The organism is Nocardioides sp. NPDC000445, from assembly GCF_040300245.1.
GTDB lineage: Bacteria > Actinomycetota > Actinomycetes > Propionibacteriales > Nocardioidaceae > Nocardioides.
The window spans coordinates 83,156-96,234 of the sequence record NZ_JBEPDH010000025.1 but is presented as its reverse complement, the minus strand read 5'-3'; the positions used below and the strand labels follow the sequence as shown (position 1 = coordinate 96,234).

The following is a 13,079-nucleotide window of genomic DNA, read 5'->3' as shown; positions in this document are numbered from 1 at the left end:
TGCTTCTCCACCGCCTTGGCGGAACCAGCATGGACAGCCTCGTCAAGACGACGCTCCAGCTCGGCCAGCTTCCCGGCAGTCGTGTGCAGATCGATGACTGGCTCGTTGGTCGATTCGGTGCTCACGTTGCTCCTTTGGACTTCGTGCGGTGCGAGGGCCAATCTAATCCCGTGCCTCCTTCCGCGATGCGACGCCCGTCACTAGACCGTTCCCGGCTCGATGCGTTGCCGGGGGGATGGCGCGTCGAGGTCCTCGACGAGACGCCCTCCACCAATGCCGTACTGGCCGAGCGCGCGCGCTCGGGCGAGGCGCCCGGCCTGGTGATCACCACCGAGCACCAGACCGCCGGCCGAGGACGCCTCGACCGAGGCTGGACCACCCCGGCGCGCTCGGCGCTGGCCGTCTCCGCGCTGCTGCGGCCCTCGCCCTCGATCCCGGTCGAGCGGTGGCCGTGGCTGCCGCTGATGACCGGTGTCGCGGTCGCATCGGTGCTGCGGAGGAAGGGGTACGCAGCGGGGCTGAAGTGGCCCAACGACGTACTCATCGAGGGTCGCAAGGTCTGCGGGATCCTGATCGAGCGGATCGACGGGCCCGAGGGGGCGGCCGCCGTGATCGGGTTCGGGCTCAACACCTCGCTGACGCGCGAGGAGCTGCCGATCGAGACCGCCACCTCGCTGGAGCTGGAGAGCGGCGCGCCCGTCGACCGCACCGAGATGCTTGCCGCGCTGCTGGAGGAACTGGGGGCTGCGTACGAGATCTGGGGCTCGGACCCCGCCGAGCTCGCCCGCCGCTATCGGGAGCTGTCGGTGACCGTCGGTGAGCAGGTACGCGCCGAGCTGCCGGGCGGGGAGGTCTGGGAGGGCGTGGCCACCGAGATCGACGACTTCGGCCGCCTGGTCATCGCGACCGACGGCGGGTCGCGGGTGGTCGGTGCGGGCGACGTCATCCACGCCCGGCTCCGTCCGCGGTCGTGACGGCGGTCGTGACGAGCCGGATGGCATGATCTGTTCGTGGCGAAATCGAAGCAACCCGTCAACCTGACCTCGGCGGAGGTCGCCGAGAAGGTCGGCGTGAGCCTGGACCAGGCGAAGCGTCTGTGGCGTGCGCTCGGCTTCCCGGAGATCGGGGATGACGAGGCGTTCTTCGACGAGGCGGACGTGCAGGCCCTGGCCAAGGCCAACGAGATCGCCGGCAACGGGCTGGTCAGCTTCGACCTGGTCGTCAACCTGACCCGGGGCATCGGGCAGTCGATGGCGCGCCTGTCCGACTACGAGGTCTCCGCCCTGCTGCACCATGTCGAGACCCAGAACGAGGACAACCGGACGCCCGCCGAGCTGCTGAAGGCTGCGGTCTCGGTCTCGGAGCAGTTCGAGAGCGCGTTCGAGGAGATGATGATCTTCGCCTGGCGGCGGCACACGCGCGCCGCCCTCGCTCGGGCAGAGGCATCGGTCGCCGGCCCTGAGGAGCAGCTGGGCACGGTCTGGCAGACGGTCGGGTTCGCCGACATCGTCTCGTTCACCGCGCTGTCGAACACGCTGACCGAGGAGAAGATCGGCGACCTGGTCGAGCTCTTCGAGTCGCGGTGTGCCGACGTGGTGGCGACCTGGGGCGGCCGCATCATCAAGTCGCTCGGTGACTCGGTGCTCTTCGTCAACGACGACCCGCTCCAGGCCTACGGCACCGCCGAGGGCATCATCAACGTGATCGGCCGGGACCCGCGAATGCCGGACGTACGTGTCGGGCTCGCCTCCGGCAATGTCGTCTCGCGTCTCGGCGACGTCTTCGGACCCCCTGTGAACATGGCCGCTCGGCTGACGGCCGTCGCTCGCCGCAACCGGATCATCGTCGACGAGGCCACCGCCAAGACGATGCCCGAGGACGAGTTCGAGACCCGGCGACTGGCCGCTCGACCGGTGCGAGGCTTCGGAATCGTGGAGCCCGTCGCAGTCCGCCGTGTCTGAATCGTGACCTTCGAGGGTGTCGCTGACCTGCGATTTCGCGGTTTTGTTCACATTCCGTTGTAGTTAACAGTCGATCAACGCCGGGCTCCGATTGCTTTACCCGGCAGGCCCTTCGTGGGCATGGTTGAGTGCGCCATTCGGGGGCGCACGTTTGTCATGCCCAATTCGTTGCACCCTGGCATGAAAATGTCAGTGGCAATATCGTGCAATCCTTTGCCAAGGGCTCTTTACCTCCCTAATGTCGGTCTCATGATCGAGGTACAGGAGATCAAGCTCGACCCGGAGACCCGGCGAGCATGGCGGAACGATGAGGAGCTGACGCTCTCTCGCAAGGAGTTCGACCTGGTTCACGCCCTGATCAAGAGGGCTGGCAACGTCGTCTCCCGTGACGAGTTGATGAGGGACGTGTGGAACGCGACCTTCTACACCTCGTCGAAGACCATCGACGTACACCTGGGATGGGTGCGTCGCAAGCTGGGCGACGACCCCCGGAAGCCCCATCTGATCACCACCTTGCGCGGCAAGGGACTGCGCTTCGAGAAGGCCTGACCTTCGTTCACCTGCCGGGGGTCGGGTTTCGCGGATTGCGTGAGGGGGATCCGCGAAATCGGCCCCGGCGGGGCAGTCTCATTACCCTGTCGTCGTGACCCTCGCACCGACACTTGCGATCATCGGCGGCGGCCAGCTGGCCCGCATGATGGCTCAGCCCGCAATCGCGCTCGGCCTCCCGCTCCGGCTTCTCGCCGAGGGCGAGGGTGTGTCGGCCGCTCAGGTGATCCCCGACCAGCTGGTCGGCGACTACCGCGACCTGGACACGTTGAAGAAGGCCACCGAGGGATGTGAGGTGGTCACGTTCGACCACGAGCACGTCCCCACCGAGCACCTGCACGCGCTCGCGGCCGCCGGGGTAGCGGTCCGTCCCGGCCCGGACGCGCTCGTGCACGCCCAGGACAAGGGCGTCATGCGCGCGCGGCTGACCGAGCTCGGCATCCCATGCCCGCGCAATGCCATCGTGTCGTCCACGGCTGAGGTCGAGGCGTTCGGTTTCCCGTGCGTCCTCAAGACCACCCGCGGCGGATACGACGGCAAGGGCGTCTGGGTCGTACGCGACGTCGCCGATGTCGCCGAGCCGCTTCGCGTTGCCCAAGAGGCAGGGGTCCAGGTCCTGGCCGAGGAGCTCGTCGACTTCCGCCGGGAGCTCTCCGCGATCGTCGCCCGTTCGCCGAGCGGCCAGGCCGCTGCGTACCCGGTCGTGCACACCTACCAGGAGAACGGTGTCTGCAAGGAGGTCATCGCTCCGGCGCCCGACCTCTCGCCCGAGCTCGCCGTCCAGGGCGAGCAGATCGCGCTGCGTATCGCTGGTGAGCTCGGCGTCGTCGGCATCCTGGCGGTCGAGATGTTCGAGACCGTCGACGGCCGGCTGCTCGTCAACGAGCTCGCCATGCGCCCCCACAACACCGGCCACTGGACCCAGGACGGCGCGGTCACCTCGCAGTTCGAGAACCATCTGCGCGCGGTCATGGACCTGCCGCTCGGCTCTCCCGCTCCCCGCGCGAAGTGGTCGGTGATGGTCAACATCCTCGGCTCGACCCGGGAGAACGTCGGCCGCCTCTACGACGGCTACCCGCACGCCATGGCCCGCGACCCCCACCTCCGCGTCCACCTCTACGGCAAGGAGATGCGCCCGGGTCGCAAGGTCGGTCACGTCAACGTCTACGGCGACGACCTCGACGACTGCCTCGAGCGCGCCCGCCACGCCGCTGACTGGTTCCAGGGCGACCTCGGCAACGACTCCGACTGACTGCCGAGGCGTCGCCCCCGTCGGCCGAGGCGTCGCTCGCGTCGGTCGACGTGGCACCCAGGTGCCAACTCGGCCGACCTAGGTGACGCCTCGGGCGACGTACCTGACGCCTCGGGCGACCGAGGTGACGCCTCGGCAGGGTCAGACGCCTAGGCGCTGGCGTTCGGTGGCGACGACGTCGCGGGCGATCTCGGCGTCGGAGGCTTCGGTGGCGAGGGCGGTGACGGCGTCGTCGGGATGCGAGGTCTCGTACGCCTCGGGGCTGCTGGCGGCGGTGGCGCTGACCCGGGCGAAGTCGTCGAAGAGCTCGGCCTTGGCGGCGAGGATGTCGTGGATGCGCTGGTCGACGCCGACCTCCGAGAGCAGCCGGTGGACCTGTACGGACTGGAGCTGGCCCATCCGGCGGGCGCGGGCGATGGCCTGCCACTCGATGGTCGGCTTGAGCTGGGGTTCGCAGATGACCACGACCGACGCCGACTGGATGTTGAGGCCGACGCCGCCGGCGACGATCTGGGTGACCAGCACGGCACCATGCCCGGCGGCCGAGAACTCGTCGACCATCTGCTGGCGCTCCTCGGCGGGAACGGACCCGGTGAGCGGGCCGAAGACCTCGCCCGGCAGGAGCGTGACCAGGTCGTCGAGGACCTTCCTGAAGTGGGAGAACACGATCACGCGGCGGCCGTTCTCCTCGGCCTCGCCGACGATCTCGACCAGCCGCTCGACCTTCGCCGACGAGGTGCCCTGGAGCATGGCGGCCTGGCGCATGGCCATGAAGTTGCCGTCGCGGACACAGTCGGCGTACGCCCTCTCGTCGGCCACGGACAGAGGCAGCCAGTCCTCGACCTCGACGAGGTCGGGCAGCTCGGTGAGCACGTCCTCCTGGTTGCGGCGCAGGTAGACCGGGGCGACCTGCTTGCGGAATCGGTGCGGGTTGAACTCGTCGGCGGAGAGCAGCAGGTCGGGGCGGAGGTAGGAGACCAGGTTGCGGAACTCGTCGATGCGGTTCTCCATCGGCGTGCCGGTGAGCAGGATGGCGCGGTCGGAGGCGTCCAGCACCCGGCGTACGCGTTCGGTGCGCTGGGTGCGCGGCGACTTGATCATGTGCGCCTCGTCGACCACGACGCAGGCGACCTTGACCTGGTCGAGGAACGGCTGGATCGCGTTGAGCGTCTCGTAGGTGGTCACCGCGACGCCGCCCTGCTCGACCCAGATCTTGGCGGCCTTCAGGCGGCGGTTGCCGTGGAGACGATGGGGGACCAGGGTCGTCTTCGAGTCGGTCTCGCGCACCCAGTTGGTGACCACGGCGGCCGGACAGACGACCAGCGTGTGGGACGCGCCCATGGCGTGCAGATGAGCGAGCACAGCCAGCGACTGGAGGGTCTTGCCGAGCCCCATCTCGTCGCCGATGATCACCTTCATCTGCACCAGCGCGAAGCGGACGCCGAAGTGCTGGTAGCCGCGCAGCGACGCGGTCAGGTTGTTGGTGCGCAGCTCCTGCGCCCGTACCGCCTCGATGATCTCCGCTGACAGGTCACCGTGGATCTTGTCCTCGTCCTCGGTGAGGAAGCCGAGCTCGGAGAGCATCGCGTAGTAGTCGGCGGGCCGCTTCTCGAAGTCCTCCCACGGGTCGGCCGGCCGGTTGCCCGGACGCACCCGGCGAGCCATCTCGGCACGGTGAGCGATCGCACGCAGCGCGCCCTGGAAGTCCTCGAGGCTGGCGGCGTTGGCCAGGATCAGATGGAACCTCGCGCCACTGTCGAGCGACCGGGTCAGCGGGCGCAGCGACTGGACCAGGGCGAGCTCCGCCCCCGCGTCCTTCGTACGCCGCCCGGCCTCCCACTCCGCCAGCCGCGCGAGCAGCCTGGTGGCCGCCGGGGTGCGGCGCTCGTGGTCGATCGCGAGCGGCATCTCGTCGTAGGTGCGCTGCCACAGCGCCTGCGCCGCCTCCTGCATCCGCATCGCGGTGGCCGGCCCGACGCCGGGGAGCTGTCGCAGGTCAGAGGCGGGATGGATGACCTCGTGGACGGTAGTGATCCCGGCCTCGAGGAGGGGTTCGACACGTACGAGATCGGCGAGCTCGTCGACCGGCAGCGACCTGATCGCCGTGTCGGTGTCTGCGCTCCGGACCGCGTTGGCCGCGTCGGTCGCGGCTCGGCGCGCGGGCTCCTCGGAGCGCCTGGCCTCGTTGAGCGCCTCGCCCTCGTTGCGCAGCACGAGGACGCCCTTGCGCGGAGCCAGCACCGCCTCCGAGCCCAGGTCGGAGAGCGCCTCGAGGAGACCGACGCTCGGCAGCAGCGCCTCGCGGATCCGTACCCGGCGCCGGGCCGGGAGCCTGGTCAGCTGGTCGAGCCGCTCGGGCGCATGGATCTCGCTCGCGCGCTGGTGCAGCTCGAGCACCTGCCTGCCGGCCAGCTCGGCCTCCTCGCGGCGGCTCCCGCGCACCAGCAGGCGACGCGCCCCGGAGGCCTTCTTGGCCTTCGCCACGTCGTCCGCGGCGGCGACGAGCGAGTCGACGAGCTCCTGGGTGGTCTCCTCGACCGGCTCGAGCGCGTGACGCCGCGCGATCGCGGCCAGGCGCGGCCCATCGCTCCGGTCCAGGGCGATGCTGCGCCAGGCCACCTGCGCCGCCCGCTTCAGCTCGGCCGCGCTCGCCCGGTAGTGGTCGACCGCCTCCGCCGCCTCCTGCTCGATCTCGGCCCGAGCGCGGGTCGCCGACGCCGCCTGCCGGGACCAGGACGCGACCTGCCGCACCCGGGACGGCAGCACCTTGCGCTCCGCCTTGGTCAGCCCGGTGAACCGCTCGACCGCGGTCGGGTTCGGGCGCGCGGTGACGACGACGTCGGTGCTCGTAGCTGGATCCATCTGCCTTGGTGGGGTTGTGGGGGAGAGTGGCCAGCACACTAGCGGCCAGGACCGACACTCAGGTGACAGGCAGAGGTCGGGGCCATGACGCGACCCCCTCGTCGAGCGCGAGCTCGGCGTCGGCCTCGGCGGCAGCCTCGGGGTCATGGGTGGCGAGAACGACGATCGCGCCGCGCGCCGCCTCGGCACGAAGCGCGGCGATCATCCGCTCCCGGTTGCCGGCGTCCAGGTCGCTGGTGGACTCGTCGGCGAGGATCACTGCCGCCTGCATCGCGAACGCGCGGGCGAGCGCGACCCGCTGCTGCTGACCCCCGGAGAGCTCGTCGACGAGGTGGCGTCCGGACTCCGCAAGGCCGACGAGATCGAGTGCGGCCGCGGTGCGCGCGAGCGCCTCCCGGGGTGACACCTTGCGGGCAAGCATCGGCACCAAGATGTTCTCCTCCGCGGAGAGCGCCCCGGCGAGACCGTTGCCCTGGGGGATGAGGGTGACGCCGCGGTCGGCGGCGTCGTCCCGGCCGGCCAGGGGCGTTCCGTCCACGCTCACGGATCCGGCTGTCGGGGACAAGGCGCCGGCCAGTGCCCACAACAGCGACGACTTCCCGGCGCCGGAGGGCCCGGTGACCGCCAGCACCACTCCCGCTCCGAGGTCGAGATCGATCGCCTCGACGGCAACCAGATTCCCGTACGTCACCCTCAACCCGTTCGCGCGCAGCTCACTCATCGCTTGTCTCCTCGTGCTCGGGAACGAGCTCGTAGTGACCGTCCACGGGATGGAAACGGACCAGTGTGCCTGGCGGAAGCACGTCGCGTACGTGGCCGGGAAGCGGGAGCGAACCATCTGCCGTCACCACGGCGAACTCCTCCCCACTGCGTCCCTCGCCACCGATACGGCCGTCGCGAATGGTGACCGTGCGAGGCAGGAACGCGGCGACGTGCGGATCGTGGGTGACGAGCACGACGGTCGTACCGTGGGCGCGGTTGATCCCGGCGAGCCGCTCGAGGACGAGGTCGCGGGCGGCATGGCCGAGCTGGCTGGTGGGCTCGTCGGCGAGGACGAGCCCGGGCCGGGTGGCGAGAGCGACCGCCAGTGCAACGAGCTGCAGCTCACCGGGGGTGAGGCCCGTCAGCGGACGGTGGGCCACATCGGCGATTCCGAGCTCGCTGAGCACCTCCTCGGCGCTCGGCAGATCCTTGGTGCGGGCCGCGCGCTGCGCGAAACCCACGTTGGCCGCCGGAGTGGCGTAGGGCAGCAGGTTGCGTCCGGCGCCCTGGAGCATGAGTGAGACCTGCGTTGCCCGGAGCCGGTCCAGCTCCTTCGTGCTGGCCGATGAGACCTCGTGCGCGCCCACGAAGATCTTGCCGGCGCTGGGCCGGAAGACGCCGGCCAGAAGGCTCATCAGCGTCGACTTCCCGGATCCTGAAGGGCCCAGCAGCCCCATCAGCTCGCCGGGTCTCACGTCCAGGTCGACGCCGGAGAGGGCGGCCACGTCGTGTCCCTCCGCGTGGTAGATGTGCACCAGGCCGTGCGTACGGATGCCCATCCCGCTGTTCATGTCGCCGCCTCCGTAGGGCAGGGCGAAGGGTACGGATGCGGCGGCCTGCGGCCTATGGTCGCTCGCTTCCGCTCGCTCATGCCGTCTCCCGGACCCGGTCGAGGCGTGCAGCGGTCGCGACTGCCCGGCCGAGAACGACGGCGGCTGTGCCGAGGACCAGCAGACAGCCGAGGGTGGTCAGTCCGACGGCCAGCCATGGAACGGACAGGTCGATGGTGTCGACGGCAGGTGGCACTGCGAAGAGTGGGATGTCGGGCAGGGTCAACAGGGCGCCGAGCACTCCGGCTCCGGCACCGGTGAGGACTCCCAGGACCACGGGCACCAGCTGCGTGGCGCCGGGGAGCCGTCTGACCGTGCGCCGATCCACACCCGCCAACCACAGCGAAGCCAGGTCGCGAGCGCGGGTGCGCCAGCCCGTCACCGTGAGCACGCTCAACGCGAGCACGGCGATCGCCACAGCAGCCAGGCCGACCACGACGCCGAGCCGGAGGCTCCAGGCGGCGACCGACTCGTCCAGGCTGCGGCGTACGCCTCTCAGCGTTCGGGTCTCGGCGATGATGATGCCTTCCTCGGCGAGGTCGGCCCTGACTCGGTCGAGCAGTGCCCGATCCTCGGCCGCGAACCACAGGGAGATGGTGGAATCCGCGTCGGGAGAGGCAATCTCCTGGGCGGTGGCGAGGTTGACAAGGGCGATGTCCGGTCCGCCGCCGGGGACCCTGTCGATGGCCGCGATCTCCTCGCCGTCCTGCTCGATACCGTCGAGGCCGACGATGGTGACCTCGTCCTCGAACAGTGCCCCGGTCGTGATCACCGGGACCGGTTCGCGCGCGTCTCCGTCCGTGAGTGCCTTCCATTGCCCGGCGCTGGGCGCGTCCCGGGGGCCGAAGAGAGCGATCTGGCGGAACCCCTGCGGATCGACGGCGAAGGTCGTAGGGCCACCACTGGGAGCCGCGGCCCGTACGACGGGGGTCATCTGGGTGCTCTCGGGGTCGATCCTGGCGAGCACACGACGTACGGACCTGAGGTTGTCGGCGGTCGACCGCTGCCCCTGGAGCTCGGCGATCAACGGGGCGCCCGCCGCTTGTTCCGCCGCGACCGCGCGGTTGCGCTCCCCCACGAGGAGACCGCAGACCGAGAAGACGGCGAGCGCGCTGGCGACGGTGGCCAGAGCGACCGTACGCCGCGTCGCGATGCTCCGCGACGCGTCCAGCAGCGAGACGCCGGCGCGCAGATGGCCGCGGCGCAGCAGTGTGCGGCCGATCCGCGTCGCCGCCGGGGCGAAGAGGTGTGCGAGAACGAGTCCGACGAGCGCCGAGAGCAGCGCCGGGGCGGCGAGCGCGATGGGCCCGGTCAGACTGCCGGTCACAAAGGCGACCACGCAGGCCCCGCACGCGGCCATGGCCACCGCGTCGCCGGCGCCGATCGCCCACCCCGAGCGACGACCGCGGGTCCGGTGGAGCAAGGTGCCGAGAGGTTCCCGGGCGACCCGGTAGACGGCCGCGTACGTCACCAGGACCAAGGCCGCGCCGGCGATGATGCCGGACGCCAGCATGCCCCGGGGAAGCTCGAAGGGTGGATCACCAGGCAGCGCGTACTCCCGCGCGAGAGTGGCGGCGACGATCGCCACGGCTGTCCCGGGGACGATCCCGGCGAGCACGGCAGGAAGAAGTTCGCCCATCAGCATGGACCTGGCCCCTGCCGCACCCCGGCCCCGAAGCCGTGCGACCACCACCTCCGGGCGGCGCTGATCCGTCGCCGCCAGCAGCATCAGCCACAGGACGATCACCCCGAGCACACCCAGCTGTACGAGGAGCAGCGGCACCGTCGTCCGGCTCTGCTCGATCTGAGCATCGACCTCGTCGGTTAGCTCGGGCAGCGATGTCACCAACGACGTGATCGAGTCCTCGAAGATCTCGTCGTGCTCCTCGACCTTCTCGGCCCGCGCCCGGAGGTCACGTAGGTCGCCCTCGAGAGCGATGAGCTCGTCCACGCCCACGACATCGGCGCGCAGCCGCGATCCCACCCATGGGCGCTCGGTGTCGAGGAACGGTGTCGAGCCACCGAAGGTCGACTCGTCGGTCAGCCACACATCGTGCTGGACGATGTCACCGGCGGCGATCCCGGCCCGGCCCTCCAGCTGGAGACCTTGCCACCACGCTTCGTCGTCGGCCCGATAGGTGCCGACGACGTGGTAGGTCACCGACGGTGTCGGCGGCTGGTGATAGTTCATGTCGATCGGGGGCCTGGCCGCCTTCGACTTCACCGTGCTCCCGATGGCGACGTCGTAGGTCTTCGCCTCGTTGTCGGTGACCAGGATCTCGCGGCTCCGGTCGGGACAGGTGCCCGCGGTGATCCTGATGTGGTTGCACTGGCCCTCGCGCCACCAGATGTCGCCTCGGGGGACCGAGAGCGAGGCAGGGCTGAGATCGAGGTCGGCAACGGCATTGCGCCCAGCGACAGGGGTCTCGAAGAGCGAGGAGTTCGGAAGCTGTCGCGCGATCTCTGCGGAGTCGGTGCGCTCCAGGAGATAGTCCGCCGGCGGTCCGAAGATCTGGAGGTCGCGCTCCACGCTGGGCGCGTTGTCGATGGTGACCGCCGCGGCGGCCTGCTGCATCGCGCGGTCGTAGAGCGGGGCGAAGACAGCACATGTGGTGATCAGCGCGGACAGCAGCGAGATGACCACGGCCTGGCCGAGCCGGTATCTCATGGCGGACATCACGGGGCACACGATCTCTTAACCTTGTGGTGCGCGACAGCGAATTACGACCGCGTCGGACCGCCAGGAAGGCGCCATGGGGGCGGCCCGGTGCACGCGTACACATGCTCGTCGGCCTAGCCTTGCCCCATGAGCGCACGCGTGGGGATCGTGATGGGGTCCGACTCCGACTGGCCGACGATGAAGGCTGCGGCCGAGCTTCTCGACGAGTTCGGGATCGAGTGGGAGGCCGATGTGAAGTCGGCCCACCGGATGCCGCAGGAGATGCTCGACTACGGCCGTGAGGCGGCCGGTCGCGGCCTCTCGGTGATCATCGCCGGGGCCGGCGGTGCGGCCGCGCTTCCTGGCATGCTCGCTTCAGTGACTCCGCTGCCCGTCATCGGCGTCCCGGTGCCGCTGAAGTACCTCGACGGTCTCGACTCGCTGATGTCGATCGTCCAGATGCCGGGTGGCATCCCGGTGGCCACGGTCGCCATCGGCAACGCCAAGAACGCCGGCATCCTCGCCGCCCGCATCCTCGGCGTCGCCGACCCCGAGCTGCAGCAGAAGCTGGTGGCGTACGAGAAGTCGCTCGCCGAGCTGGCGGCTGCCAAGGGCGAGGTCGTCCGCAACGCCACCTCCTGAGGCTCAGGGCAGGAGCGAGAGCCCCTTGACCAGCTTGTCGATGATCCGGCGAGGGCCGAAGAGGCTGACCGCGCAGTAGGACAGATCAGCGCCGCGACTGTTCCCGACGGCGAACAGGTAGTCGTCGTACACCCTCGTGTGCTGCGCCTGGGTCGGCATGTCGATCACCGCGACCCCTGGCTGGGCGACCGCCTGACGCCGCAGGTCGGTCAGCCGCTGGGCCGGGGCGCCCAGCACCGTGCAACCGATCCAGGGCAGGCCCGGGTGCGTCGAGTCGTCGGCGTCGACCGCGTCCTCGCCGAGGAGGCCGACCGTACGCTGCGTGGTCGCCCCCGCGACGCAGACGGCCGCGTTCACCGCGCGGCCGGCGGGAAGCGCCTCGTCGACGACGACCACCCACTTGAAGGGCACGTCCCGCGTGCTGGCGGACTGGTCGATCTCGTCCGGTGCGAACCCGATCCTGGCTTCCTCGACACCTGTGCTCATCGCTCTGACTCCTTGTCATTCGCCAACTGATTCGAGGACAAGTCTTGAGAATGTCAGGAGCGATCGCAATTAGGCCGATCATTGTCAGGAAGATTGGCTAGTCTGGCGTGCATGGATGAAGTCGACCGCCAGATTCTGGCCGCCTGGACGATGGATGCACGGCGGAGCCTCCGAGACATCGCCGCAGAAGTCGGCGTCTCGGCGACCACCGTGCACGACCGCGCGCGGGCGATGCAGCGCCGCGGGCTCATCCGCGGGGCGTACCTCGACCTCGATCTACGCCAGATCGACCGGGGCGTGCAGGCGCTCGTCGCCGTGCGGATCCGACCGCCCTCGCGGGCCAACATCGAGTCCTTCCGCGACTGGGTCGGCGCGCTCCCGGAGGCGGTCGGCGTCTTCGTCACCTCCGGCCGGATGGACTTCATCGTCCACGTCGCGGTCGCCGACAACGACGCGCTCTACGCGTTCGTCATCGACCGGCTTACCTCGCGTGCCGAGATCGCCGACGTGGAGACCTCGGTGATCTACGAGCACCTGCGGACGATGACGTTCGAGCCGTAGTGCTACGCCCGTGCGCCGGCCCGGGCGCGCTCGAACCAGATTTTGCTGGGGCAGGTGTCCATGACCATCGGCACTCCGGCCGCGGTGGTGCGCTCGAAGGCGGACTCATCGACCACGCCCATCTGGAACCACACGCCACCGGCGCCGATCGCCACGGCCTCGTCGGCGAACTGGCCGGCGGCCTCGGAGCGGCGGAAGACGTCGACGACATCGATCTTCCCGACGGCCGCGGCGGCGTCGGTCAGGGTCGCATAGACCTTCTCGCCGAGCACCTCCTTGCCCTCGGCGGCTGCGCCGGGGTGGATCGGGATGATCCGCTTGCCGTGCTGCTGGAGCTCTTGGGCGATCGCGTAGGCCGTACGCCACGGATCGCCTGAGAGGCCGACGACCGCCCAGGTCTCGGAGTCGTCGAGGAGCTTGTCGATGGTGTCCTGGTCGAGCCACGCAACGGTCATGTAGCGCACAACAACAACGGGGGTCGGTGGATTCCGTTGCCCACCGACTTACTGGCGAGT

The 13,079-nt window shown here is 69.8% G+C and carries 12 protein-coding genes; 6 read left to right on the top strand and 6 right to left on the bottom strand.

The features are described from left to right. Positions 1 to 224: 224 nt before the first annotated feature. The 4 genes from ABT304_RS26920 (at position 225) to ABT304_RS26905 (ending at position 3,762) form a co-directional block, all read left to right on the top strand. Positions 225 to 974 carry a biotin--[acetyl-CoA-carboxylase] ligase gene (locus ABT304_RS26920; RefSeq protein WP_350719941.1) on the top strand — a complete coding sequence of 250 codons (750 nt, stop codon included), beginning with the start codon at positions 225 to 227 and terminating at the stop codon, positions 972 to 974. Positions 975 to 1,010: 36 nt separating this feature from the next. After that, positions 1,011 to 1,961 (top strand): adenylate/guanylate cyclase domain-containing protein, encoded by a 951-nt coding sequence (locus tag ABT304_RS26915; RefSeq protein ID WP_350719939.1) that lies wholly within the window; start codon positions 1,011 to 1,013, stop codon positions 1,959 to 1,961. A gap of 249 nt (positions 1,962 to 2,210) precedes the next feature. Continuing rightward, a complete protein-coding gene (locus tag ABT304_RS26910; RefSeq protein WP_229788189.1) occupies positions 2,211 to 2,510 on the top strand; it encodes a winged helix-turn-helix domain-containing protein in 300 nt (99 codons plus the stop codon). A 94-nt stretch (positions 2,511 to 2,604) separates the two neighbouring features. Then, positions 2,605 to 3,762 (top strand): 5-(carboxyamino)imidazole ribonucleotide synthase, encoded by a 1,158-nt coding sequence (locus tag ABT304_RS26905; protein WP_350719937.1) that lies wholly within the window; start codon positions 2,605 to 2,607, stop codon positions 3,760 to 3,762. A 141-nt stretch (positions 3,763 to 3,903) separates the two neighbouring features. Here the strand turns inward: ABT304_RS26905 and ABT304_RS26900 are convergent, their stop codons facing one another. The 4 genes from ABT304_RS26900 to ABT304_RS26885 form a co-directional block, all read right to left on the bottom strand. After that, positions 3,904 to 6,624 (bottom strand): DEAD/DEAH box helicase, encoded by a 2,721-nt coding sequence (locus ABT304_RS26900; protein ID WP_350719935.1) that lies wholly within the window; start codon positions 6,622 to 6,624, stop codon positions 3,904 to 3,906. Between the two features lie 58 nt (positions 6,625 to 6,682). Continuing rightward, a complete protein-coding gene (locus ABT304_RS26895; RefSeq protein WP_350719933.1) occupies positions 6,683 to 7,345 on the bottom strand; it encodes an ATP-binding cassette domain-containing protein in 663 nt (220 codons plus the stop codon). Then, positions 7,338 to 8,177 carry an ABC transporter ATP-binding protein gene (locus tag ABT304_RS26890; RefSeq protein ID WP_350719932.1) on the bottom strand — a complete coding sequence of 280 codons (840 nt, stop codon included), beginning with the start codon at positions 8,175 to 8,177 and terminating at the stop codon, positions 7,338 to 7,340. The genes ABT304_RS26895 and ABT304_RS26890 overlap by 8 nt, the downstream gene beginning before the upstream one ends. A 76-nt stretch (positions 8,178 to 8,253) precedes the next feature. Beyond that, positions 8,254 to 10,893: an FtsX-like permease family protein gene (locus tag ABT304_RS26885; RefSeq protein WP_350719930.1), complete on the bottom strand. Its 2,640-nt coding sequence runs from the start codon at positions 10,891 to 10,893 to the stop codon at positions 8,254 to 8,256. 129 nt (positions 10,894 to 11,022) lie between these two features. On the opposite strand from ABT304_RS26885, the gene purE reads away from it, so the two are divergent. Further along, positions 11,023 to 11,517 carry a 5-(carboxyamino)imidazole ribonucleotide mutase gene (purE, locus tag ABT304_RS26880; RefSeq protein ID WP_141805921.1) on the top strand — a complete coding sequence of 165 codons (495 nt, stop codon included), beginning with the start codon at positions 11,023 to 11,025 and terminating at the stop codon, positions 11,515 to 11,517. Positions 11,518 to 11,520: 3 nt separating this feature from the next. Here the strand turns inward: purE and ABT304_RS26875 are convergent, their stop codons facing one another. Further along, positions 11,521 to 12,003: a DUF2000 domain-containing protein gene (locus ABT304_RS26875; protein ID WP_160025111.1), complete on the bottom strand. Its 483-nt coding sequence runs from the start codon at positions 12,001 to 12,003 to the stop codon at positions 11,521 to 11,523. Between the two features lie 111 nt (positions 12,004 to 12,114). Here ABT304_RS26875 and ABT304_RS26870 point away from each other — a divergent pair, with 111 nt between their 5' ends. Then, the gene (locus ABT304_RS26870; protein ID WP_160025110.1) at positions 12,115 to 12,564 is read left to right on the top strand and encodes an Lrp/AsnC family transcriptional regulator; all 450 of its coding nucleotides are present in this window, start codon (positions 12,115 to 12,117) and stop codon (positions 12,562 to 12,564) included. 2 nt (positions 12,565 to 12,566) lie between these two features. On the opposite strand, the gene ABT304_RS26865 is transcribed toward ABT304_RS26870, so the two are convergent. After that, positions 12,567 to 13,019: a CoA-binding protein gene (locus ABT304_RS26865; protein WP_350719928.1), complete on the bottom strand. Its 453-nt coding sequence runs from the start codon at positions 13,017 to 13,019 to the stop codon at positions 12,567 to 12,569. Between the last annotated feature and the right edge of the window lie 60 nt (positions 13,020 to 13,079).

Coding starts and splice junctions, on each gene's coding strand:
- ABT304_RS26910 (WP_229788189.1), top strand. CDS start 2,211: ATGATCGAGGTACAGGAGATCAAGCTCGACCCGGAGACCCGGCGAGCA.
- ABT304_RS26875 (WP_160025111.1), bottom strand. CDS start 12,003: ATGAGCACAGGTGTCGAGGAAGCCAGGATCGGGTTCGCACCGGACGAG.
- ABT304_RS26865 (WP_350719928.1), bottom strand. CDS start 13,019: ATGACCGTTGCGTGGCTCGACCAGGACACCATCGACAAGCTCCTCGAC.
- ABT304_RS26890 (WP_350719932.1), bottom strand. CDS start 8,177: ATGAACAGCGGGATGGGCATCCGTACGCACGGCCTGGTGCACATCTAC.
- ABT304_RS26885 (WP_350719930.1), bottom strand. CDS start 10,893: ATGTCCGCCATGAGATACCGGCTCGGCCAGGCCGTGGTCATCTCGCTG.
- ABT304_RS26900 (WP_350719935.1), bottom strand. CDS start 6,624: ATGGATCCAGCTACGAGCACCGACGTCGTCGTCACCGCGCGCCCGAAC.
- purE (WP_141805921.1), top strand. CDS start 11,023: ATGAGCGCACGCGTGGGGATCGTGATGGGGTCCGACTCCGACTGGCCG.
- ABT304_RS26895 (WP_350719933.1), bottom strand. CDS start 7,345: ATGAGTGAGCTGCGCGCGAACGGGTTGAGGGTGACGTACGGGAATCTG.
- ABT304_RS26870 (WP_160025110.1), top strand. CDS start 12,115: ATGGATGAAGTCGACCGCCAGATTCTGGCCGCCTGGACGATGGATGCA.